Annotated in this window: 21 protein-coding genes, 1 tRNA gene and 1 riboswitch; of the genes, 11 read left to right on the top strand and 11 right to left on the bottom strand. The window is 67.1% G+C overall.

Features of this window, described 5'->3' with window-relative positions:
- Window positions 1–7: 7 nt before the first annotated feature.
- From nadA to LTI14_RS05065, 3 genes are all read right to left on the bottom strand, one after another.
- Window positions 8–1,285, bottom strand: a complete 1,278-nt coding sequence (gene nadA / locus LTI14_RS05075) for a quinolinate synthase NadA (RefSeq protein ID WP_241475960.1) — start codon at window positions 1,283–1,285, stop codon at window positions 8–10.
- The gene (locus LTI14_RS05070; protein ID WP_241470941.1) at window positions 1,282–1,989 is read right to left on the bottom strand and encodes an NUDIX hydrolase; all 708 of its coding nucleotides are present in this window, start codon (window positions 1,987–1,989) and stop codon (window positions 1,282–1,284) included. The genes nadA and LTI14_RS05070 overlap by 4 nt, the downstream gene beginning before the upstream one ends.
- A gap of 78 nt (window positions 1,990–2,067) precedes the next feature.
- Window positions 2,068–3,243 (bottom strand): hypothetical protein, encoded by a 1,176-nt coding sequence (locus LTI14_RS05065; RefSeq protein WP_241470942.1) that lies wholly within the window; start codon window positions 3,241–3,243, stop codon window positions 2,068–2,070.
- A 127-nt stretch (window positions 3,244–3,370) separates the two neighbouring features.
- Here LTI14_RS05065 and LTI14_RS05060 point away from each other — a divergent pair, with 127 nt between their 5' ends.
- The 5 genes from LTI14_RS05060 (at window position 3,371) to LTI14_RS05040 (ending at window position 7,688) form a co-directional block, all read left to right on the top strand.
- Entirely contained in the window at window positions 3,371–3,553 is a 183-nt protein-coding gene (locus tag LTI14_RS05060) for a hypothetical protein (protein WP_241470943.1), read from the top strand.
- On the top strand, window positions 3,553–4,959 hold the full coding sequence (locus LTI14_RS05055) for an aspartate aminotransferase family protein (RefSeq protein ID WP_241470944.1): 1,407 nt from the start codon (window positions 3,553–3,555) through the stop codon (window positions 4,957–4,959). Before LTI14_RS05060 ends, LTI14_RS05055 begins: the two co-directional genes overlap by 1 nt.
- A gap of 184 nt (window positions 4,960–5,143) precedes the next feature.
- Window positions 5,144–6,751 carry a peptide chain release factor 3 gene (locus LTI14_RS05050; RefSeq protein WP_241475958.1) on the top strand — a complete coding sequence of 536 codons (1,608 nt, stop codon included), beginning with the start codon at window positions 5,144–5,146 and terminating at the stop codon, window positions 6,749–6,751.
- Between the two features lie 54 nt (window positions 6,752–6,805).
- Window positions 6,806–7,036 (top strand): hypothetical protein, encoded by a 231-nt coding sequence (locus tag LTI14_RS05045; RefSeq protein WP_241465036.1) that lies wholly within the window; start codon window positions 6,806–6,808, stop codon window positions 7,034–7,036.
- Between the two features lie 106 nt (window positions 7,037–7,142).
- Window positions 7,143–7,688, top strand: coding sequence for a hypothetical protein (locus LTI14_RS05040; protein ID WP_241470945.1), 546 nt, complete (start codon window positions 7,143–7,145; stop codon window positions 7,686–7,688).
- Window positions 7,689–7,740: 52 nt separating this feature from the next.
- On the opposite strand, the gene LTI14_RS05035 is transcribed toward LTI14_RS05040, so the two are convergent.
- The 4 genes from LTI14_RS05035 to tgt all read right to left on the bottom strand — a co-directional run bounded on the left by LTI14_RS05035 (window position 7,741) and on the right by tgt (window position 12,176).
- Complete coding sequence (locus tag LTI14_RS05035) at window positions 7,741–9,390, bottom strand: sodium:solute symporter family protein (RefSeq protein WP_241465034.1); 1,650 nt, start codon at window positions 9,388–9,390, stop codon at window positions 7,741–7,743.
- Window positions 9,387–10,040, bottom strand: coding sequence for an OsmC family protein (locus LTI14_RS05030; RefSeq protein ID WP_255727523.1), 654 nt, complete (start codon window positions 10,038–10,040; stop codon window positions 9,387–9,389). The genes LTI14_RS05035 and LTI14_RS05030 overlap by 4 nt, the downstream gene beginning before the upstream one ends.
- A 12-nt stretch (window positions 10,041–10,052) precedes the next feature.
- A riboswitch (SAM riboswitch) is annotated at window positions 10,053–10,148 on the bottom strand.
- Window positions 10,149–10,316: 168 nt separating this feature from the next.
- Window positions 10,317–10,472, bottom strand: coding sequence for a hypothetical protein (locus tag LTI14_RS05025; RefSeq protein WP_241465032.1), 156 nt, complete (start codon window positions 10,470–10,472; stop codon window positions 10,317–10,319).
- A 408-nt stretch (window positions 10,473–10,880) separates the two neighbouring features.
- Entirely contained in the window at window positions 10,881–12,176 is a 1,296-nt protein-coding gene (tgt, locus tag LTI14_RS05020; RefSeq protein WP_241465110.1) for a tRNA guanosine(34) transglycosylase Tgt, read from the bottom strand.
- A gap of 87 nt (window positions 12,177–12,263) precedes the next feature.
- Between tgt and LTI14_RS05015 the strand changes: the two genes are divergently transcribed.
- The 6 genes from LTI14_RS05015 to LTI14_RS04990 all read left to right on the top strand — a co-directional run bounded on the left by LTI14_RS05015 (window position 12,264) and on the right by LTI14_RS04990 (window position 18,455).
- A complete protein-coding gene (locus LTI14_RS05015) occupies window positions 12,264–13,370 on the top strand; it encodes a YeiH family protein (protein ID WP_241465031.1) in 1,107 nt (368 codons plus the stop codon).
- Window positions 13,371–13,474: 104 nt separating this feature from the next.
- On the top strand, window positions 13,475–15,025 hold the full coding sequence (locus LTI14_RS05010; protein ID WP_241470946.1) for an Rv2578c family radical SAM protein: 1,551 nt from the start codon (window positions 13,475–13,477) through the stop codon (window positions 15,023–15,025).
- Between the two features lie 92 nt (window positions 15,026–15,117).
- A complete protein-coding gene (locus LTI14_RS05005; RefSeq protein WP_241465029.1) occupies window positions 15,118–16,908 on the top strand; it encodes a gamma-glutamyltransferase family protein in 1,791 nt (596 codons plus the stop codon).
- A gap of 100 nt (window positions 16,909–17,008) precedes the next feature.
- Window positions 17,009–17,329: an antibiotic biosynthesis monooxygenase family protein gene (locus tag LTI14_RS05000; RefSeq protein WP_241465028.1), complete on the top strand. Its 321-nt coding sequence runs from the start codon at window positions 17,009–17,011 to the stop codon at window positions 17,327–17,329.
- Between the two features lie 79 nt (window positions 17,330–17,408).
- Window positions 17,409–17,481 (top strand) — tRNA-Arg (locus LTI14_RS04995).
- Window positions 17,482–17,672: 191 nt separating this feature from the next.
- Entirely contained in the window at window positions 17,673–18,455 is a 783-nt protein-coding gene (locus LTI14_RS04990) for a hypothetical protein (RefSeq protein ID WP_241465027.1), read from the top strand.
- 101 nt (window positions 18,456–18,556) lie between these two features.
- On the opposite strand, the gene LTI14_RS04985 is transcribed toward LTI14_RS04990, so the two are convergent.
- From LTI14_RS04985 to LTI14_RS04970, 4 genes are read right to left on the bottom strand one after another with little or no spacing between them, the layout of a single operon-like run.
- Complete coding sequence (locus LTI14_RS04985; protein ID WP_241465026.1) at window positions 18,557–18,952, bottom strand: VOC family protein; 396 nt, start codon at window positions 18,950–18,952, stop codon at window positions 18,557–18,559.
- A gap of 54 nt (window positions 18,953–19,006) precedes the next feature.
- Window positions 19,007–19,993, bottom strand: a complete 987-nt coding sequence (locus LTI14_RS04980; protein WP_241470947.1) for an SRPBCC family protein — start codon at window positions 19,991–19,993, stop codon at window positions 19,007–19,009.
- 16 nt (window positions 19,994–20,009) lie between these two features.
- Window positions 20,010–20,396, bottom strand: coding sequence for an ArsR/SmtB family transcription factor (locus tag LTI14_RS04975; protein ID WP_370642753.1), 387 nt, complete (start codon window positions 20,394–20,396; stop codon window positions 20,010–20,012).
- A gap of 16 nt (window positions 20,397–20,412) precedes the next feature.
- Window positions 20,413–21,330, bottom strand: a complete 918-nt coding sequence (locus LTI14_RS04970; protein ID WP_241465023.1) for a LysR family transcriptional regulator — start codon at window positions 21,328–21,330, stop codon at window positions 20,413–20,415.
- Between the last annotated feature and the right edge of the window lie 45 nt (window positions 21,331–21,375).

Below are 21,375 nucleotides of genomic sequence, written 5' to 3'. Positions count from 1 at the left end.
TGTCCCTTCAGGCTTTCGGCTTCGCGGCAAGCATCCGGTCCAGCGCGACCTTCGCGTGCACGGAGACCGCGGCATCCACACTGATCTGGTTGTTCACGCGTCCGGCCACCAGCTCCTCCAGCACCCAGGCCAGGTAGCCCGGGTGGATCCGGTACATGGTGGAGCACGGGCAGATGACCGGGTCCAGGCAGAAGATGGTGCGGTCCGGGTACTGGGCGGCGAGCCGGTTCACCATGTTGACCTCGGTGCCGATCCCGATGGTGTCTCCGGGGGAGGAGGCCGCGATGAACTTCTGGATCGCGTCGGTGGAGCCGGCGGCGTCGGCGGCGTCGACCACCTCCATCGGGCACTCGGGGTGCACGATGATCTTCACCTGCGGGTCCGCGGCGCGGGCCTGGGTGATCTGGTCCACGGTGAAGCGTCGGTGCACCGAACAGAAGCCGTGCCAGAGCAGGACCTTGGCCTCGCGCAGCTGCTCGGCAGTGTTCCCGCCCAGGGCTTTGCGCGGGTTCCACAGCGGCATCTGCTCCAGCGGGACCCCCATGGCCTTGGCGGTGTTGCGGCCCAGGTGCTGGTCCGGGAAGAACAGCACCCGGTGGGCGCGTTGGAAGGCCCATTCCAGCACGGTCGCGGCGTTGGAAGAGGTGCAGACGATCCCGCCGTGGCGGCCGCAGAACGCCTTCAGTGCGGCGGAGGAGTTCATATAGGTCACCGGGAGGATCGGGACCTTGCCCTGGGCGTCGGGCGTGATGTTCTCCGGGTCCACCCCGTATGTTTCGCAGATCTCCTCCCATGCGGTCTCCACCGAGGATTCATCGGCCATATCCGCCATGGAGCAGCCGGCGGCGAGGTTGGGCAGGATCACCGACTGCTCAGGAGTCGAGAGGATGTCGGCGGTCTCGGCCATGAAATGGACTCCGCAGAAGACGATGGTCTTGGCTTCTGGCTTGCTCAGCGCGGCATTGGCCAGCTGGAAGGAATCGCCCACGAAGTCGGCGTGCTGGATGACTTCGTCGCGCTGGTAGAAGTGGCCCAGGATGACCAGCTCCTCGCCGAGCGTCGCCTTCGCGGCCACGATCCGCTCGTACAGCTCGGCCTCGGGCATCAGCTGGTAGCGCTCGGGCAGCTGACCGGGGCGGGAGACCGGGTCAGGGAGTCGATCGGCCTGCGAGGAGCCGGGCCCGTAGCCCGGGACGGTGTCGAAGTCCCAAGGCCCGGCGGCCAGCTTCGTGTTACAGCTGTCCTTCGGGGTCAGGGTGATCAGGTCATGGACCGAGGCGGTCATGGTGTCTCCTGGATGGTGAGGGTGTAACGGGTGCGGTGGGGGTTGGAGCGGTAGAGCCGCGGCGGGCGGTGCGCCGTGCCGGTCATGCGCTCGCCGGTGACCTCGACGGTGCCTTGGGCAAGGATCTGGCGGCGGAAGTTCGACGGATCCAGCGCCCGGTTGAGGATCGCCTCATAGACCCGGCGCAGCTCGGCCAGCGGGAACCTCTCGGGGAGGAAGGCGTGGGCGATGGGGGAGTAGGTGACCTTCGCGCGCAGCCGGTCCAGGGCGTAGGCGAGGATCACGCCGTGATCGAAGGCCAGCACGCCGGCCTCCTCGGCGATGTCATCGGCGGGGAACCATTCCAGGTTCTCGCCCTCCACAGCGTCGGTGTCCTCGTCCTGGCGCACCAGCGCCCAGTAGACGATGGACACCACCCGGGTGCTGGCCGGGGAGCGGTCCACATCTCCGAAGGCGTAGAGCTGTTCCATGTGCCGCGGAGCCAGACCGGTGGTTTCCAGCAGGGTGGCGCGGGCGGAGCTGACCAGGTCCTGGTCGGGTTCCAGGGGGCCTCCGGGGAGTGCCCACTGGCCCAGGAAAGGTTCGCGGATGCGGCGCACCAGCGGCAGCCAGAGCGTGAGCTCCCCGGTCTCCGGGTGCGGACGCAGCGCGAAGACCACCGTGCTCACGGCGAGCTCGGTCTGCAGGTTCGACGGCGCGGCCATGGCGAGGCCTCCTTAAGGTGACAGTGACACTATGGTCCAGTTCATATGGTCACGTCAACCTGAAGGGGTCTGGGAATCTCACTCGACGAGCCCTTTTTGAACCTCATCCATGAAGCCTGGGATCTCGGTGAGCTGACGCGCGAACTTGCTCGCGCCCTGGGGTGCGAGGTGGATGGCATCCCGGCTGTCGCCATCTCCCCACCAGGCGCCGAACTCGGCCACCGAGAACAACGCGACGTCATGAGGGGCCGTCAGAGCCTGAGCGGCGTCCTGCCTGCGCGCGTCATAGTCTCGTCCTGCCTCTTCGAGGTTCTTCTGGTGGACGGGCGTGTACGGAATCTCGAAGGCGAGCACAGTCACGCCATGACTGCGCAACAGATCCGTGGCATTCCCGAAGTCGGTCACGGCCTCATCGTGCACCGTCGGAAAACCAGGAAAACCCTGCTTCATCCGGGTGTCGCTGATCTGTTCAGCCTTGGCCGCGCTGACGCCGGGATGGATCATGAAACCGTCGGACCGCAGCCTGCTGTCCGCGTCGATCCGCAGGCTGGTCTGCGCCGGCTGACCCTCCTGGGCCCGCGCCACCTGTTCCCCGCCGAGGCGGAACCGATACAGCGGGTCTGCGACGTCGCGCTCACACCGCGCGGTGTCCTTCTCCCCCCAGGTGTCGCCGAGCGGCCGGTCACACCCCTCCACCATCGAAGAGAACGCCGACCTCGACCCTTCCTCCGTGTAATAGCCGTCGCGCTCCGCGGCGCGGGTTGAGATGCCCATCAGCGCGACTGCCGGTGGATCCTCGAGGCTGACCACGTAGCGTGCGAACAGGAGGTTGATGCCCCAGCGCGCCCGGCTGCTGGCGCCGTTGAACACCGAAACCTCCTCACCGGTCTCCGCGGTCAGCAGTCGGCCCAGCTCGGCGGGGTCCACCCCCTGCTGGGTCATGGAGTCACCGAAGATCACGACGTCGGGGGCTGGTTCGGCGGCCCGGAGGGCATTGGTCATCGTCTCGAAGGCGCCTCCATGGGCCGGCGCCACAGGCAGCAGGCCACGAGCCGTCCAGTCCTCGAGCTGCGCCGCCGTCACGTCCCCCGTCAACGGCTGGTTGAACTTGATGGTGGGGAAGCTGTCCGTCTCCTCGAGTGAGTCTGGAGTCGCATCCTCGGCCTGGGGGCTGTCCTCCGGGCCCCCGCTGCCACACGCTGTCAGGGCATATAGCAGCGCAACGCATGCGAGAGCCGTCCGACGAGCGGGCATGGGCACAGGCTAACAGGCACCCCACCGATGCACCCCAGCCCGACTCTGCCCACTCGCCTCGATCTCCTGCCCCCGCACCCCGGATCGGCCCGAGTTCGACCCCGGTCCACCCCGTGCCGATGCCCCATTGACCATTCGACGGCTGGGCAATCCGCTGTTCGGCGGCAGCCACGCCCACGACATCGGGAGGATCCAGGTCTACACCCATGGCAAGGTGGTCACCACCCCCGGGGGTGATCCAGCCGAGAGCGGTCGGCAGCTGGGCGTCCCGCAGAATGACCGACCAGGACTTCAGAGCAGGAGAGCATGATGACAGCCCATACCACCGAAAAGACTGAGAGCACCGGGACCACCGGGTTCGATGCCGGGCCGAGCGCCGCCGAGATCGACGCGGGCCGCCGGGCCTACGAGCTGGACCGCAGTCACGTCTTCCACTCCTGGAGCGCGCAGGAGCCGCTGACCCCGATGACCGTGCTCGACGCCGAAGGCTCCTGGATCTGGGACGGTGAGGGCAACAAGCTCCTGGACCTGACGTCCCAGCTGGTCTTCACCAACGCCGGACACAAGCACCCCAAGATCATCGAGGCGATCAAGGCCCAGGCGGAGAAGCTGTGCACGGTGGCCCCCCAGCACGCCAACGAGGCCCGATCCGAAGCAGCCCGGCTGATCACCGAGCTTCTCCCTCAAGACATCAACCACGTCTTCTTCACCAACGGCGGGGCCGACGCCAATGAGCATGCGGTGCGGATGGCGCGGCTGCACACCGGTCGGCGCAAGGTGTTCTCTGCCTACCGCTCGTACCACGGCGGCACCCACCTGGCCGTGAACCTGACCGGTGACCCGCGAAGGATAGCCTCCGACGACGACGCCGGCGTCGAGCATTTCCTGCCCGCCTACACCTACCGCTCCTACTTCAACGCCGCCGATGAGGCGCAGGAGGCCGAACGCGCGTTGAATCACCTGCGCGACCTGGTGCTGCTGGAAGGGCCGGGACAGGTCGCGGCGATCATTCTGGAAGCGATCCCGGGGACCGCCGGGATCTACCTGCCTCCGGCGGGCTACCTGCAGGGAGTGCGGGAGCTGTGTGACGAGCACGGAATCGTCTTGATCATCGATGAGGTCATGTCAGGCTTCGGCCGTGCGGGCAAGTGGTTCGCCCACCAGCACTACGGGATCGAGCCCGACATCGTGACCTTCGCCAAGGGGGTCAACTCCGGCTACGTGCCGATGGGCGGCGTCGCCATGGACGATGCGATCTACGCGAGCTTCGCCGAGCGGCCTTATCCGGGAGGACTGACCTACTCCGGGCACCCGCTCGCCGCCGCCGCCGCGGTGGCCGCGATCAGCGCGATGCGCGAGGAGGGCATGGTGGAGAACGCGCTGAAGCTGGGAGAAGACGTGATCGGACCCCGGCTGGCCGCGCTGAAGGACAGGCACCCCAGCGTCGGAGATGTGCGCGGGGTCGGGATGTTCTGGGCCATCGAACTGGTCAAGGACAAGGAGACCCGCGAACCGCTGGCCCCCTATGGTCAGACCCCCGCGGTGATGAATCAGCTGGTCGCCGAGGCCAGACGCCGCGGAGTGCTGCCCTTCATGAACATGAACCGGCTGCACATCTGCCCGCCGCTGAACACCACGGAAGAGGAGCTGATCTTCGGGATCGATGTGCTGGACCAGGTGCTCGATCTCGCGGACGAGTCGATCCGCCGCACGTGAGAGCCCGGCCGTCCTCGTCCCGAGGAGGGAGGTCTCGGACGGCATAAACGTGAGACAGATAGCTGGGGGGCCCGTTCGCCGGGTCGTTCAAGAGGGTCTGCACCGGATCAGCGCTGTGACGGTGGCCTCACGGCCCGGGATGGATTAAACTCTCTCCCCGCGGAAGCGTAGAGTCAGAGGCGTGATGGAAGCAGACACGAAGCAGATTCTGGACGAGGCCTTGTCTCGCCGCACCATCGCGGTGATCTCGCATCCCGATGCGGGCAAGTCCACGTTGAGTGAGGCGCTGCTGCTTCACTCGAACGCGATCACCGAGGCTGGCGCGGTCCACGGCAAGGCCGGACGCCGCGGCACCGTCTCGGACTGGATGGAGATGGAGAAGGCCCGCGGGATCTCGGTGAGCTCAGCCGTGCTCCAGTTCACCGTGGGTGATGCGATCGTGAACCTGGTGGACACCCCCGGGCACGCTGACTTCTCCGAAGACACCTTCCGCGTGCTGGCGGCCGTGGACGCGGTGATCATGCTCATCGACGCGGCCAAGGGCATGGAAGCCCAGACCATGAAGCTCTTCGAGGTCTGCAAGGCCCGCGGGCTGCCGGTCATCACCGTGATCAACAAATGGGACCGCCCGGGCCAGGATGCCTTGGAGCTGGTCGATGAGATCCTCACCCGCACCGGGATGCGCTCGATGCCGCGCAACTGGCCCGTCGGAGACTCCGGGCACATGCTCGGACTGCTGCACCCCGACGAGATGACCATGAACCGTTACACCCGCGCCCCCGGCGGCGCGAAGAAGGTCCTCGCTGAAAGACTCTCCGCCGAGGTCGCTCAGGCCGAGTACCCGGTCGAGTTCCAGACCGCGGTGGAGGAGTCCTCGCTGCTGGAGGTCGACGACGAGTTCTACGACCGCGACGCATTCCTGGCCCAGGAGGCGACCCCGCTGTTCTTCGCCTCGGCGGTGCAGAACATCGGCGTCGAAGAGCTGCTGCACTTCATCATGGAGCAGGGTCCGCCCCCGCAGGCCCGCCCGGACGCCGACGGCACCCCCTATTCGCTCACCTCCGACTTCAGCGGCTACGTCTTCAAGGTCCAGACCGGTATGGACAAGGCCCACCGCGACCGGATCGCATTCATGCGCATCTGCTCCGGAGTCTTCGAACGCGGCATGGTCGCCACCCACGCCCAGTCCGCGAAGCCCTTCCCCACCAAGTACTCCCAGCAGGTCTTCGGCCGCGACCGCACCACGGTGGACACCGCCTGGCCCGGCGACGTCGTCGGCCTGGTCAACGCCTCCACGCTTCGCCCGGGCGACACCCTCTACGCGGGCCAGTCGGTGATGTTCCCGCCGTTCAAGCCCTTCGCCCCGGAGCACTTCCGGGTCGGCAAGACCGGGGACGCCAGCAAGCACAAGCAGTTCCGCAAGGGCATCGAGCAGCTGGACCGCGAAGGCGTCATCCAGGTGTTCTACTCCGAGCGCCGCAGCCAGCAGCGTCCTGTCCTGGGCGCCGTGGGCCCGATGCAGTTCGAGGTCGTCTCCGCCCGCATGGAATCTGACTTCGGTGCCTCGGTCTCCTTCGACGCGCTGGACTACTCGGTCGCTCGTGACATCGACGAGGATGCCGCAGCGATCCTGCGCGAACGCCAGGACTGCGAAGTCCTCTACCGCAACGACGGCACCCCCGTGGCGTTGTTCAGAGACCCGTGGAGGTTGCGCACCGTCCAGCGCGACCATCCGAACCTGCTCCCGGATCCTCCGGGCAGCATCAACGCATCGGTCTCCGCACGGATGTGACCGATCGCCGAGGGCTGCGGGCACCCCATGCAGAACCCTCTTGGAAGGAACACCATGCACGCTGTCACCCGAGTTGAAGTCGTCGAAGCTGTCAAGACCGCATTCACGCTCACCGCCCAACCGACCGTCCCGAAGGATCTGGTGGCGGCAGCCACCGCCTCAGGTGCTCGGCCTGCCGTCGTCTCCGTCCTCGAAGGGCTCGACGATGACCTGCAGTTCCGCAGACTCCGCGAACTCTGGGAGTACTTCCCGCACATGCCGGTCAACTCCGTCGACGCCGCCTGAGGGCACGCGCCGGCTGAGCTCCACGGGCGTGTCAAGTCACGCGCCGGGGCAGGTCCGCCGACGGCCAGGGCTGGCAAGCGAGCAGCAGCGGCGTAGGCTCGAGCCCATGGTCAGGAGTCACAGCACCGCAGCGATCGAACGGACCACCCGACGGGCCTGGGCGCAGTGGGTCACCGCCCTCGACGACGCCGGAGCTGCTGCCCTGCCGCACCGCGAGATCGTCGGAATCGTCTATGACCATATGCCGATGGACGTGGAGAACCGTGGCTGGTGGGCCCAGAGCGTGGCGGTCGCCTACGAACAACACCGTGACCTGCGCCGCCCGGGGGAGTCTCGTACCGGTGAGTTTCAGGCCTCGGTCTCCAAGACCTATCCGGGTGACATGGACGCCGCGCTGGGGGCATGGGTCGCTCTCGTCGGCGGGCGTGACTCTTTCGGCGGTGTCGCGCTCCAGGGAGAGCCCGGCACCTCCTCCACCGACCGCTGGCGCTACTGGCGCGCCGGGCTGGTCGACGGCTCCCGGGTCGCGGTGACCATCTCGGGGAAGTCCGCAGGGAAGTCCTCGCTCGGCGTCGGACACACCAGGCTGCGCTCGCCCGAGGAGGCCGAACACTGGAAGGTGATCTGGCGGGAGCTGCTGGGCCAGCTCTAGGTGTGACTTCCCCTGACGGGTCGAACGGCAGCAGGCATTGGTGTCGCGAGAATTACAGTGGCGAGGTGTTCTGCGCGGTCACTGGTTCGGTCCGGGAGCCCCACAGCTGGGTCTTCGTGTGGGTCGCCGTCGGAGACTCGGCGAGGAGGACCGCAGCGGCGAAGACACCAAGAGTGATGAGGAAGAGTGCCAGTCCCATCAAACCGTAGCTGTTGAGCCATGCTGAGATGTTCATGCTCAGGACCGCGGCGAGACCCGTGACCAGAAGAACGAGTCCGCCGTTTCTGCGCCGCGCTGCATGAAGGGTCAGTCGCCAGCTGCCCTGGATCAGCGTGACTAGAACGATGCCTGCGAGATTGGCGATCATGGCGACCCAGACCGGATGGGTTCCGAGGAAGAAGTCCGTGGCACTGAACCCCGAGAGCGCGTACCAGCCGAGTCCCGCGCTGAATCCGGCGAGTAGTGCGGTCAGCGCCGCGGAGCGGGTGGCGAGCGGCCAGAAGAACGCCGCGAGAACCGGAGCGAAGGTGGCGCCGTTGCGCAGAGTCCATGCCATCACATTCCACCAGGCTGACTCCTCGGCGCGCAGGAGACTGAAGATCACCATCAGGACAGTGAGCCCCACCAGCGCGATCCGCGTGTAGCGCACCAGCTCCACCTGGGTCGCTCGGGGACGAAGCGCGCTCCCGAGGTCCCGGCCCAGCGAGGTGGCTCCAGAGAACTGGCAGGGTCCCGCCCAGCCCAGGGCGCATGCCCAGAGTCCCACGAAGAATACGGCCGCAGCCCAAGCAGGAAGGGAACCGGCGATGTACTCGGCGATGCCCACCAGGGGCAGCGATGCATCCGGGACCACAATCGAGGCGGCGACGCCGACGACGATTCCGAGAAGGATCAGGGGCATGCCGATGATCGCCGCGAGGAAGAGCCCCTTCTGGCCGTCTTCCGGGCTCCGCGCCGACATCGACATCTGAAAGGCGGCCTGAGCCAGGGGAACATTGACGATGAAGGTGCCGAACCAGGCAACGATCAGCGATATGCCGGCGTTCGAGACATCGAACATCTGTGGCTGCTCCTCAGCCAAGGTCTCGAGACCGCTGGGCCCGGGTGAGACCAGGAACGCCCAGATGCCCACGATGAACATCACGAAGATCATCAGGACATTCATGGTCTGGGAGAATGCCACGGAGCGCATGCCGCCGAAGGTCAGGAAGGCGAGCAGGATGATCGCTGTCAGAGCGATGCACTGCCACAGTGGGATCTCCGTGACCGCGAAGAGGGCGGACGCGAAGGCGATGCTGGTGGCCACTGAATACATCGGAAACGTCAGACCGGTGATCACAGAACTGATGGCCTGGGCTCCGCGGCCGAATCGGTCCCCGATGATGCCGGTGACCGTCACCACGAGCTTCTCTCGCAGGGGCTTGACCAGAAGGAGCGCGATCAGCAAGATCTGCACCGTTTCGGCCACGCCGTACCAGACCGCCGACACGCCTGTTCGGTAGCTCAGCTCGACGATCGCGATGTAGGAGGATCCTGAGAACAGTCCCGTGATGCAGAACGCGACGGTCCAAGGGCTGAAACTGCGACCGCTGACGAAGAATCCTCCGCGTCCCGAGCGGCCCACAGCGATGCGGCTTCCGAGTATGAGCCAGGCGGTGTATGCGAGTGCCAGGCCGATCGTCCAGAGTCCGACCGTCGTCACGAGCCCATCTCCACGAGATCTGGGGTGGCATCGGCGTTGAGGACCTCGAAGATCAAGTCCCCGTGGCTGGCGTCCCCGTCCACCTCGTAGCCCCAGGCGCGATTCGCCAGAGCTTCGGCGAGGCCATGGGAGTTCTTGTGCACGAATGCCCACGCGACTTCCAGGTCGATGTGCGCGTCGCGCAAGAGATTGATCGCGGGGCAGATGTGTTCGGCCCACTGGGCGAAGTCTGTCAGGACAGAGGAGTCCTGTTCGCTGGTCTCTACGACCAGCTGCAACCGGTACACGTAGAAATAGGGTTGCACATCTGCTTGCCCAGCCAACCCGCGAGTGTCCTGACGTGCCAGCGTGTATGTGGAGATGTCGGTGAGTGGCAGGGCCCGCCGATGGGCCAGCTGTTCGACCGCGACGGCGATGCAGCTGCTGACACCGCCGATCAGGTACTCCATCGGCGCGGGGCCCTGATCGCTGCCACCGCGCACCACAGGCTGGTCAGAGACGAAGCTGAAGTCCCGGACGGTGAGTTCGGTCCGTACTGGGCCCGACCACGTGCCAGCGACCCGCAGAGTCTTCGAAGAGGTGCGCAGGGGTGCCTCGGTGTACCTCGGATTCAGTCTGTTCTCTTGTGCGCTTGAAGCCGCTTTGGGCATGGAACATCTCACCTTTCATCGTTCCCAGCGGTAGCACCTGCTCACCCTGAAGGGGTGGGGTTGCTGCGACGTCGTTGAGCTAGGTCTCTCAGTCGCTCTGGATGATTCGTTGTCTGCTGAAACCTAGAGCGTCCGGCAGAAAGATGCAAACCCTAGAAAGCAGGGCGACCTGGAGCGCCCGCCACATCAGTCGTAGTTCCCGCCCGTCCTGCCAGAGTCACCCCACCGGCCCCACCGGCCCCACCGGCCCCACCGGCCCGACCGGGCGTCGAAGACTCAGAACAGGTCCGGCATCTCCTCGCGGAGCTTGGCGTCCAGCAGCTGCGCCAGCGATTCGATGCGGTGGTTCGAGAGACGGCTCTTGTCCCAGTACGCGGTGATCTTGCCGATCACCGCCGGGCAGGTCTCCTCGGAGCAGAGATGCTCGGTCATGTCCAGGGTGTGGAGTCCGGCCGGCTCCGCGCCAGGGGGAGTGCATCACTGCGCTGAGTGTGGATCTGGTGGATGGCACAGCTGCTCACGCTGGCACCGACTGGCAGCACCGGTGCCGCTCCGGCTGAGGGCACTTGTGGCGCGAGGCGCGATCGGACATGTTTCACCTGCCGCTCCAGCCGCCGGCGGGTCAGCACCGAGAGGGGCCAGAGACGCTGGAAGAGAGCCTCTTCTCCGGACCGCACGCCCCGGATCGCGCCGGGGATTCGCGCAGAATGCGCAACTCGTCTTCACGGTTGCGACTGTTCTCTCAGCAGTCATCGGTTGACCAAGGACAGGTTCTTGCGAATCTTGAGAAATGACCTTCGGAGGAGGTGGACCTCCACGGTCCGACCTGAGGTCATCCGGCTACGGCGTGGACCCAGCCTGATAGCGGCCCAGGGTGGCGTCGCGGAACTCGTAGAACCGGCCCTGTTCGATGCTGGCCCGGATGTCATCGACCATCTTGATCGTGTAGTGCTCGTTATGGATGGTGCACAGCGTGTTGTAGAGCATCTCCTTGGCCTTGAAGAGGTGATGCAGGTAGGCCCGGGTGTAGTTCTGACAGGTGTAGCAGGTGCACTCCTCATCGATGGGGGAGAAGTCGCGCTTGAAGCGAGCCTGCGGGATGTTGTAGCGACCATCGGGGTGATAGACCCGTCCGGTCCGCGCCACTCGAGAGGGGGAGACGCAGTCGAAGGTGTCTGCCCCGTTCTCGATGGCGGTGAAGAAGTCTTCGGGCTCGGAGATCCCCAGCAGGTGGCGCGGCTTGTTCTCCGGGAGCTCCTCGGCCATCCAGCTCACGATCACCCCGAGGTTCTCCTTGTCCAGGGCGCCGCCGATTCCGAAGCCGTCGAAGCTCTGCCCCTCGATCTCCATGGAGCCCAGATCCTTCGCGGCCTTGCGCCGCAGATCCTCGTACTGGGCACCCTGGAGCACCCCGAAGAGTGCCTGGTAGGGGCGGTGGCTGCGCTCGGCGGTGAGGCTGCGGTGCGCGGAGAGGCAGCGCTCGGCCCAGAGCCGGGTGCGCTCCAGGGAGGTCTCCTGGTAGTCGCGGGTGTTGAACAGCGTGGTCAGCTCGTCGAAGGCGAAGATGATGTCCGCGCCGATCTCGTGCTGCAGCTTCATCGAGATCTCCGGGGTGAACCGGTGGGTGGTGCCGTCGATATGGGACTTGAAGGTCACGCCGTCGTCGTCCACCAGGGCAAGGCGCACCTTCTTCGGGGCGACGGCCGCGTCATCGGGGACCACCGAGGCGTCCATGGTGATGACCTTCTTGAACCCCGCGCCCAGACTCATGACCTGGAATCCGCCGGAGTCGGTGAAGGTGGGCAGCGGCCAGTTCATGAACCGGCCCAGCCCGCCCGCGGCGTCGATCACATCGGTGCCCGGCTGCAGATTCAGGTGATACGCATTGGCCAGGGCGGCCTGGGCGCCGATCTCGAGCATCTCCTCGGGGCGCACGGTCTTGATCGTGGCCTTGGTGGCCACCGGGATGAAGGCCGGGGTCTTGATGTCCCCGTGGGGAGTGCGGATGGTGCCGGTGCGGCCCAGCGCCCCCTCGATCCGGGCCTCGACCTCGAAGCTGAAGGCCTCGCGGCCCGCCTGCGGGTGCGGCGCTGACTCCTGCGGCCTTGCATCCTGCTGTGCGGCCCCCGGCTTCATCGACTCATGCGGAGCGGCGGTCGGGGTCTCGGTGTTCAGCTGATTCGGCACCCGCTCAGTCTAGGCCAGTGGTCCTATGCTTATCCGGTGCCTCCACTAACCGCCCTGACCTCCAACCTGACCTCGCGGCTGACCCGGCTCTGGTGCCAGACCGCGGAGATCCTCCCCGGCGCGGCGCTGGCTCTCATCTTCGCGATCGCCGCGCACCGGCTGATCGCCGAGCAGATTCCGGTGATCTCCGGGCTGCTGGTCGCAGTCCTTGCCGGCATCGCGCTGCGCAGCCTGGGCTGGGTGCCGTTCTGGGCCGAGCGTGGTCTCGGCTGGGCGGCGAAGAAGCTGCTCCGGGTGGGCATCGTGCTGCTCGGCCTCCAGCTGGCGCTGGGTGACCTGCTCGGCCTGGGGTGGGCGGTCCTCGCGGTCGTCGTGCTCACCGTGGGGGTGACCTTCTTCGGGATGCTCGCCCTCGGGCGGCTGCTGGGCGCACCGAAGGGGATGACCACGCTGCTGGCCGCCGGCACCGCGATCTGCGGGGCCTCAGCCGTGGCGGCAGCCGCCGCGGCGATCGACCGAGGCGACGGCAAGGACGACGACGGTGCCCCGGTCCAGGCGGCCGCTGCGGCCGCCGTCGCGGTGGTCACCCTCTACGGCACCCTGGCGCTGCTCGCGCTGCCGGCGCTGGGAACCCTGCTCGGCCTCGGCGAGGAACAGATGGGCGTCTGGATCGGCGCCAGCATCCATGAGGTCGGACAGGTGGTCGCCGCCGGCGGAGTGGTCGGGGCGGTGGCGCTGGCCACCGCGACCCTGGTCAAGCTCGCCCGGGTGGTGCTCCTGGCGCCAGTGATCGCCGGCATCAGCCTTGCCGGGCGTCGCCGCCGGGCGGTCGGAGCTGCGCAGGGAGCCGGGGAGGGCGTCGAGGAGGGCGCTGGATCGCGGCCGCCGCTGATCCCGCTCTTCGTGCTGGGCTTCCTGGTGATGATGGTGCTGCGCTCGGTCACCGATCTGCCCGAGTCCACCCTGGACTTCTCCGCGGACGTGACCACGATGCTGCTGACCACCGCGATGGTCGGCGTCGGCGCCTCGGTGGACCTGCGTCGCCTGCTGCGCCAGGGAGGACCCGCGCTGCTGCTCGGTGCCGGCGGCACGGTGCTTGCGGTGGGAACCGGGCTGGGCGGGGTCCTGCTGCTGGTGAGCTGAGGCTGGTGCCCCGGGCCCAGTCAGGTGTCCGGGAGTTTCAGCTCGCCGGGCTTCGAGGGCGAGTCCATCTCGACAGGCATTCGAAAGTATGTTCGAATAACCGTATGAGGTGGCAGGGACAGGCAGTGCAGGAGGGTGAGGGTGCGGCCCTCATCCCGCTCAAGGGACTCCTGCGCTCGGTGCGCACCCCGGAGTTCGAAGGCGTGACCTTCCACGAGGTGGCGGCGAAGACCGCGCTCAACAAGGTGCCTGGCCAGTCGAACATGCCCTTCTCCTGGACCGTGAACCCCACCCGCGGATGTCTGCATCAGTGCGTGTATTGCCTGAGCCCCGAGACGCTGATCCTGATGGCCGACGGGCGGCAGAAGCTGCTGCGTGAGGTCAGGGTGGGCGACGTCGTCGTCGGCACCGAGCTCGACGGCAGGAATCGCCGGTTGGTCCGCTCGGAGGTCTCAGCGAAATGGGGGACCGAGAAGCCCGCATTCCGCATCACGCTTCGCGATGGCACTCAGATCGTGGCCAGCGGCGACCATCGCTTCCTGGCAGAGCGCGGGTGGAAGTACGTGGCTCGCCCGGAGGGTGGGTCACCGCGCCCATGTCTGACGGAGCACGACCGGCTCATGGGATTCGGACTCGGAATGTCTCCTGAGCTGGATTCCGAGGCGGAGGAATCCCCTCTCGAAGCGAGCGTGCTGGGAGGTGCGGTCGGGACCACCGAGGCTCTGCGCATCACCGGCATCGAAGCGCTCGGTCGCAGCGAGCCGCTGATCGACATCACCACCAGCACCGGGGACTTCATCGCGAACGGTGTGGTCAGCCACAACTGCTTCGCGCGGAAGACGCACGAGTACCTGGACCTGGACGCGGGCAGGGACTTTGATACGCAGATCATCGTGAAGACCAATGTCGCCGAGGTGCTTCGGGCCGAACTGAATCGGCCGTCCTGGAAGCGCGAGCACGTGGCGCTGGGGACCAACACCGACCCCTATCAGCGCGCGGAGGGTCGCTACCAGCTGATGCCCGGGATCATCAGGGCGCTCGCGGATTCTGGGACGCCCTTCTCCATCCTGACCAAGGGGCCGCTGCTCAAGCGCGACCTCCCGCTGCTGCAGGAGGCCGCCAAACAGGTGCCGGTCTCGGTCGCGGTGTCCCTGGCGGTCATGGATCCGGAGCTTCAGCAGAAGGTGGAGCCGGGCACCCCGGATCCCCGGGCACGGCTGAATCTGATCCGCTCCATCACCGACGCCGGGCTTGAATGCTCGGTGCTGGCCATGCCGATCCTGCCCTGGCTCACCGACGGCGACGGTCGCATCGACACCCTCCATGCCGCACTGGCCGACGCCGGTGCGAGCTATGTGACCACCGGTGCGCTGCACCTGCGCCCCGGCGCCCGGGAATGGTTCATGGCTTGGCTGGCCCGCGAGTACCCGGCGCTGGTGGCGAAGTATCGTCGGATCTACGGCGGCGGCTCCTACGCCTCCAAGGAGTATCGGCACTGGCTCGCCGACTCCGCCCGCGCCGCCCGGCGTCGTCATGGCTTCGACAAGCCGGTGGACCTGATGTGGCGCGAGCGCAATGACCCGGACTCCCCGGTGGCCCAGCAGGGAGCGTCGGCACCGACCGCGGCCGGTCCTGCCCAGCCGGCGCTCTTCTGACCCCGCTCATCCCGTAGGCTGGTTTGCAAAAGCAACTAATGCGGCGGGTGGGTGTCCTGCTCGATCGTCGCGTCGACGCCTCAGGAGTGCCCATGACGTTCACCCATGCCGAGACCTTCACCACCAGGCCCACCCTGGAGGGTCACTTCGGAATGACCGCCTCCACGCATTGGCTCGCCACGGCCTCCTCGCAGGCGGTGCTGGAACGCGGTGGCAACGCCTTCGACGCGGCCGTCGCCGGGGCCTTCGTCCTGCATGTGGTGGAGCCGCACCTCAACGGTCCCGGCGGTGACATGGTCGGGATCTTCGCGACCGCCGGCGCACCGTCGACGCCGCAGGTGCTGATGGGCCAGGGGCCCGCACCCGCAGGGGCCCTGATCCAGCACTACCGTGCGCTCGGGCTCGAGAACGTCCCGGGTGCCGGTGCCCTCGCGGCCGCCGTCCCGGCCGCCGTCGACGCCTGGCTGGTGCTGCTGCGCGACCACGGCAGCTGGGACCTCGCCGAGGTGCTCGCCTTCGCCATCGACTACGCCGAGGACGGGCATCCGATCCTGCCCGGGGCGGTGCGGGCGATCCGGGCCGTCGCCGAGCTCTTCCAGGAGCACTGGCCGACCTCCGCCGCGCTGTGGATGCCCGAGGGCAAGGTCCCCGAGCCCGGGCAGAGCATCCGCAACCCCGAGTATGCGCAGGTGCTGCGCGACCTCATCGCCGCCGGGCAGGGTGCTTCGAGCCGGGTGGCGCAGATCGAAGCCGCACGCAGTGAGTGGAAGACCGGACGCGTCGCCGAGGCTGCGGCGGAGTTCGTGAAGACCCCGCATCGGCACTCCGACGGCGGCGACTACGCCGGGGTGATCACCGCCGAAGACTTCGCCGCCCACAGCGCCGGATACGAAACCCCGGTCTCAATCGAGTTCCGCGGCCACACCATCGCGAAGTCCGGCGCCTGGGGCCAGGGCCCAGCGCTGCTGCAGGCGCTGAAGATCCTCGAAGGCTACCCGGACGAGCAGCTGGACCCCGGCACCGAGATCGGCGCCCACCTGATCCTGGAGGCGCAGAAGCTGGCCCTCGCGGACCGAGACACCTACTACGGCGATGTCCCGGTGAACCTGGAGCACCTGCTCTCGGATGAATACGCCGCGCAGCGTCGCGAGCAGATCAGCGAGCGAGCCTCCGCAGAGTTCCGCCCGGGGAAGGTCCCCGGCGCCGACCAGGTGCTGCCTGCCCTGGTCAACGTGGCCGACGCCGTCGCCGGAGCCGGTGCGGGCGAGCCGACCGTTTCCAAGGCCGGGGAGACCAAGGGGGACACCTGTCACCTCGACGTGGTCGACCGCTGGGGCAACATCGTCTCCGCAACCCCCTCCGGGGGGTGGCTGCAGTCCTCACCGGTGATCGAGGGGCTCGGCTTCTGCCTGGGCACCCGGCTGCAGATGACCTGGCTCGATGAACGCTCCTCCTCTCGGCTGGAACCGGGGAGGCGTCCGCGCACCACACTGACCCCTACGCTGGTGCTCAAGGACGGCGCTCCGCTGATCGCCCTGGGCACCCCGGGCGGAGACCAGCAGGACCAGTGGCAGCTGCCCATGCTGCTGCGCATGCTCATCGGAGGACACACCGCCCAGCAGGCCATCGACGCCCCCACCCTGCATACGACGTCGATGCCCGGCTCCTTCTGGCCGCGCGCATGGGAGCCCGGCGGGGCCGTGGTGGAGGACCGACTCGGTGCCGAGCTCATCGAAGGACTGCGTCGCCGTGGACACCAGGTCACCACGGCGGGGGACTGGGCGCTGGGACGACTCTCCTGCGTCACGCGGGACCCGCAGACCGGGCGGCTGCGCGCCGCGGCCAACGCCCGCGGCGCCCAGGGCTACGCGGCGGGACGATGACAGCGGCGCGGGCTCCGCGGCACGAGGCTGCCGTCCCTAGCTCACCGTGGATTCGCGCGGCTGCTGTTGCGGACGCCGCTGACTTTGCGAAGATGGCCCTATGAGCATCATCAAGATCAACGCCATCACTGTCCCTGCCGACTCCGGCGATGAACTCGGCAAGCGGTTCGCCGCTCGCCGCGACTCCATGGAGGGCACCGAAGGCTTCGAGGGCTTTGAGCTGCTCAAGCCTGCCGACGAGCGCACGACCTGGCTGGTCATCACCCGCTGGGCCACGGAGGAGGCGTTTGAGAACTGGCGCACCTCGCAGGACTTCCAGAAGTCCCACAGCGGCGGCGAGTCCGGTTCCGGGGAGTCGCCGAAGAAGCCCGTGGGGATGTCCGCGGAGCTGTGGAGCTACACCACCTCGGTGACCGGCTAGGTGGAACCGGTGCGGTGCTGGTAATCTGAATCGGTCAGTTGCTCGAGGAACTCGGTTCCTTGAATTGCACAGCTGGCGGGCCTCCGTAGCTCAGGGGATAGAGCGTTGGTTTCCGGTACCAAAAGTCGTGGGTTCGATTCCCGCCGGGGGCACACAGAGAAATCAGGTCCGCATTCTTGTCTCGGCAAGGATGCGGGCCTTTTTTTGCGCCTTGGCCGAGGATCTCGCCGCGCGGGACCAGGCGACTCACGATCGATCGACTGCGAAGTGCCGCGGCGCGGTCGCACACCTCGGCGGCCCGATGCCTCGCTCAACCGGCTGAGAACCCCTCTACCCTGGGACTATGACTTCCGCACCCACCTCCGCCGACGAACACGAGCGCGGTCCAGAGTCCAAGAGGCAGCGTGCTTCCGCCGCCGCGGGAGAGCTCGCCGAGACTGCCAGCGGCAGAGCGTCCCAGGACCGAGCCCGCGAGCTCGAAGAGCGCTGGGAGGACAGGCTTGCCTGGCCGGTGCTGATCGCGGCCGTGGTGTCGGTCCCCGCGGTCTTCCTCACCCTCCTGGATGAGCCCTTCGAGATGATCGGCCACGTGGGGCTCTGGATCACCAGTGTGGTGCTGATCTTCGAGACCATCGTGCTGTTCCTGGTGTCGCCCAAGAAGATCGACTGGCTGCGCCGCAACTGGTGGCTCGTGGGTCTGAGCGTGCTGGTCATCGTCGGCGTGGTCTTCAGCGTCGGTCCCATGCAGCTCCTGCGTCTTCTGCGCAGCGTCGGGGCGCTGCGGGTGCTGCGCGCCAAACAGGTGGCCAAGGCCGGGCATTCTCTGCAGAAGGTCGGATCCTCGCGGTGGTGGCGGCGACTGGGGACGATTCTGGCCACATTTGTCGTGACCGCCTTCGTGGTGGTCGCCCTCGTCGATCCAGAGTCCCCTGCGCGGTCCTTCCTGGACGATCTGGTGGGGGAGGAGTGGGCGATCGCCGCGGCGATCGGCGCAGGCGTGCTGCTCTTCGGCGCGACCTACCTGCTGGTACGGCGCCCCAAGGGTGAGGATTCGCAGAAGGACGGTGCAGCGAGTGACGAGGAAGAGAGCGGTGACGAGGAAGGCGATCGCCAGGTCCGCTCCTGAGATCTCCGACCGGCCGGAACGCGGTTGCATTGATGCACCGCCGAGGACCATGATGAGCCGCTTGGGGTGCTCCTTCCCATCGGGCCGAGGAGATCTCTGGCTCACCCGACGTAGAGCTGCCAGGTGTGACCATCTGGGTCCGCCACAAGGGACTCGAATCCCCAGGGCTGGTGGGTGGGTGGGGTGAGCACCGTGCCCCCGCCTGTGACCAGTCGTTCGGTCATGGCGGTGACCTGTTGGGCATCAGCGAGGGCGATGCCCAGCAGGCACTCGCTGTGTTCCGCCGGGGACAGCTCGCGGGGACCCAGCACCCAGTCGAAGGCCTCGGTGGGGACCAGGCAGAGGTAGGCCTCCCCGAGCAGTCGAAACTGCAGCGGTTCGGGGAGGCCGTCCTGCGCCACGTCACCCACCGGATCGAGCCCGAGGCCGTCCCGGTAGAACGTGTGGGAGCGGCGACGATCAGCGATCGGCAGGGTGATGGTGAATGGCTGCGGCATCGATACAGGTCCTCACTGATATTGGTCGGGGGCGTGGTCGGGATGAGCCTGCCGCTATGACCGGGAGGAGGCTGTCAAGACCGCCTCCAGCCTGGCGTAGCTGGCTTCCATGCCGTCTGCCATGCCCGTTCCCAGGACGATGTCGCGGGTCTCCTTGTCGGGGTAGGTGATCACCACGGTGAGAAGGGTGCCGCCGTGGACCGGTGTCAGGGTCTGCTCATTGATGTTGGGGGGACTGGGCATCCCCTCCATGTTTTCGGTGGTCACTTCACGGTGGGGCGCGTCGAGCTCTTTGAGCTCGCCGAAGAAGGCGAAGCTGTCCGAACCGTCCTCCTCCCGCTCCCAGACGAAGCGGTAGCTCTCGCCGACCTTCTCGCCGAGCTGGCATTCCCTCATGCGCCATCCGTCCGGGCCCAGGAGCCAGCGCCGCATCAGGTCTGGGTCACGATGGGCCTGCCAGACCTTCTCGGGAGTTCCGCGGATGATCCGACTGATCCGCACCTTGGTGTCGGTGAGCATCTGGGTCTGGGCGCCCCTGCCGGCGGCGAAGGAGGAGAGATCCTCCAGGACCGCATCCATCTGGCCCATGGCCGAGGTCAGGCCCTCTTCCATGCCCATCTCGAGCAGCTGCCGATAGTCCTCGGTGGAGTTGAACCAGGAGGTCGAGGTCAGCCTGGATCCATGCGGAGTCTCGGCGAAGGTCAGGCGCAGGCGCATCTGCGGCATCTCCGGATTCGGTGTGCCAGACTCGTCCGCGAAGCCATCGGTGACCTCGAAGGAGCGCCCGGGGTCAATGGCGAGGAACTCCCAGTAGCCCGCGGCCCGAGTGCCGTCCGGGCCGGTCATCCAGTAGTGCGAACGGCCCCCGGGGTGGAAGTCGTGGCGGGTGAAGGTTGCCGGCCAGTCTTCGGGTCCCCAGAACTTCTCAAGCTGGCGGGGGTCGGCGTGGGCGTCCCAGAGCCGCTGGACCGGCACGGAGAAGTCGGAGACCACAGTCATGGTCAATGCTTCGGCGTCCTTGGTGACTGAGGTGATGGGCATGACGAGCCTTTCTGTATCAGTGCTGCCCACTGGTGTCTTGCGTCGTGGTGTCCGCCAGGAGGGCGTCCAGGCGGGAGATGCGGCCCTGCCAGATGCGCGCGTACTCATCGAGCAGTGCCTGGGCTCCACGGATGGTGTCAGGGTTGCCGCGGACCAGGCGTTCGCGCCCTTGCCGGCGCTTGGTCACCAGATCGGCGCTTTCGAGGACGCTGACGTGCTTCTGCACGGCGGCGAAGGACATCTCATAGAGCGCGGCCAGGGCGGAGACTGTTGCCTCCTCACCGAGGGTGCGCCTGACGATGTCCCTGCGAGTGGCGTCTGCCAGGGCCCGGAAGATCCGGTCCACCTGGGCGTCACTGGGGGGAGCCGACACCTCAGAACGTATAACCATGTGGTTGTACATTAGGACTGCTGAGGGGTCAGGTCAAGGGTTCTTCGTCGAGTGATTTCTCGGATTCTTCGCGCAGCACCTCAAGTGCCGCCACGACCAGCTCCTCGCCTGCGCGATCTTGTTTCACGTGGGCGACGATCCGGCGCTGCACCTTGGGATTTCGCAGCGGGCGGACCACCGTGCCGAGCGGGAGATCGCGCAGAGCCAGGTGGGGGAGCACGGTGATCCCGAGTCCAGCCGCCACCAGAGACAGGGCGGCGTTGTGGTCATCGAGCCGGGCCGCGAACTGGGGCACGAATCCGGCGGCCTGGCAGGCGGTGCGGATCATCCTGCCGTTGGGGCTGTCCTTGATGTCATGGTCCACCCACATCTGATTGCTGAGCTCCTGGACCTCCACCGTCGCAGAGTCCGCGAGCGGATGATCAGCAGGAACGACGACGGCGAAGTCCTCGTGCCGAAGCAGGTGCCGCAGATATCCCTTGAAGTGTTCTTCGGGCTCCAGCGGTGACTCATTGCGGATGTCGATGTCCACCGGACGTCCGGTCTTCTCGGCGTAGGGCTCGTTGAGGCTGATCTGCACCGTCATCCCAGGGTCCTTGGCGCGCAGGGTGGCGACCACACGAGGCAGCCACTCCCTCGCCGCGGAGGTGAAGCTGGCGAGCATCAGGTGGCTGGACCGGCCCAGCCGCAGGCTCTCCACCTGACGGTCCAGCTCGTCGAGACCCTGCAGCACGGCGGCGCTGCCCCGTGCCAGGGACAGTGCCGCCGTCGTCGGGGTGAGTCCGCGACCGCTGCGCTCGAAGAGCTTGAGCCCGGTCTCCTGCGCAAGGATGCTCATATGTTGGCTCACCGTGGCGGGGGAGAAGTGCAGGCTGCGCGCGGCGCCCTGGATCGAGCCGGTGGCGATCACCGAGTGCAGCACGCGCAGCCTGTGAGGGTTCAACATGGCACCAGTATGGCGCAGATTCGTTTATACCGAACAGTCTTAAGC

Origin of the sequence: Nesterenkonia sp. YGD6 (assembly GCF_022565895.1) — a bacterium.
Lineage (GTDB): Bacteria > Actinomycetota > Actinomycetes > Actinomycetales > Micrococcaceae > Nesterenkonia.
This window is presented reverse-complemented; position numbering and strand designations above follow the sequence as displayed.

Bases quoted from the DNA above. Each gene is read 5' to 3' on its own strand.
- LTI14_RS04985 (WP_241465026.1), bottom strand. From the start codon at position 18,952: ATGCCGCAGCCATTCACCATCACCCTGCCGATCGCTGATCGTCGCCGC.
- LTI14_RS05070 (WP_241470941.1), bottom strand. From the start codon at position 1,989: ATGGCCGCGCCGTCGAACCTGCAGACCGAGCTCGCCGTGAGCACGGTG.
- LTI14_RS05005 (WP_241465029.1), top strand. From the start codon at position 15,118: ATGACGTTCACCCATGCCGAGACCTTCACCACCAGGCCCACCCTGGAG.
- LTI14_RS05050 (WP_241475958.1), top strand. From the start codon at position 5,144: ATGGAAGCAGACACGAAGCAGATTCTGGACGAGGCCTTGTCTCGCCGC.
- LTI14_RS04990 (WP_241465027.1), top strand. From the start codon at position 17,673: ATGACTTCCGCACCCACCTCCGCCGACGAACACGAGCGCGGTCCAGAG.
- tgt (WP_241465110.1), bottom strand. From the start codon at position 12,176: ATGAAGCCGGGGGCCGCACAGCAGGATGCAAGGCCGCAGGAGTCAGCG.
- LTI14_RS05045 (WP_241465036.1), top strand. From the start codon at position 6,806: ATGCACGCTGTCACCCGAGTTGAAGTCGTCGAAGCTGTCAAGACCGCA.
- nadA (WP_241475960.1), bottom strand. From the start codon at position 1,285: ATGACCGCCTCGGTCCATGACCTGATCACCCTGACCCCGAAGGACAGC.
- LTI14_RS05010 (WP_241470946.1), top strand. From the start codon at position 13,475: ATGAGGTGGCAGGGACAGGCAGTGCAGGAGGGTGAGGGTGCGGCCCTC.
- LTI14_RS05040 (WP_241470945.1), top strand. From the start codon at position 7,143: ATGGTCAGGAGTCACAGCACCGCAGCGATCGAACGGACCACCCGACGG.
- LTI14_RS04980 (WP_241470947.1), bottom strand. From the start codon at position 19,993: ATGCCCATCACCTCAGTCACCAAGGACGCCGAAGCATTGACCATGACT.
- LTI14_RS05065 (WP_241470942.1), bottom strand. From the start codon at position 3,243: ATGCCCGCTCGTCGGACGGCTCTCGCATGCGTTGCGCTGCTATATGCC.
- LTI14_RS05025 (WP_241465032.1), bottom strand. From the start codon at position 10,472: ATGACCGAGCATCTCTGCTCCGAGGAGACCTGCCCGGCGGTGATCGGC.
- LTI14_RS05030 (WP_255727523.1), bottom strand. From the start codon at position 10,040: ATGCCCAAAGCGGCTTCAAGCGCACAAGAGAACAGACTGAATCCGAGG.
- LTI14_RS04975 (WP_370642753.1), bottom strand. From the start codon at position 20,396: ATGTACAACCACATGGTTATACGTTCTGAGGTGTCGGCTCCCCCCAGT.
- LTI14_RS04970 (WP_241465023.1), bottom strand. From the start codon at position 21,330: ATGTTGAACCCTCACAGGCTGCGCGTGCTGCACTCGGTGATCGCCACC.
- LTI14_RS05055 (WP_241470944.1), top strand. From the start codon at position 3,553: ATGACAGCCCATACCACCGAAAAGACTGAGAGCACCGGGACCACCGGG.
- LTI14_RS05000 (WP_241465028.1), top strand. From the start codon at position 17,009: ATGAGCATCATCAAGATCAACGCCATCACTGTCCCTGCCGACTCCGGC.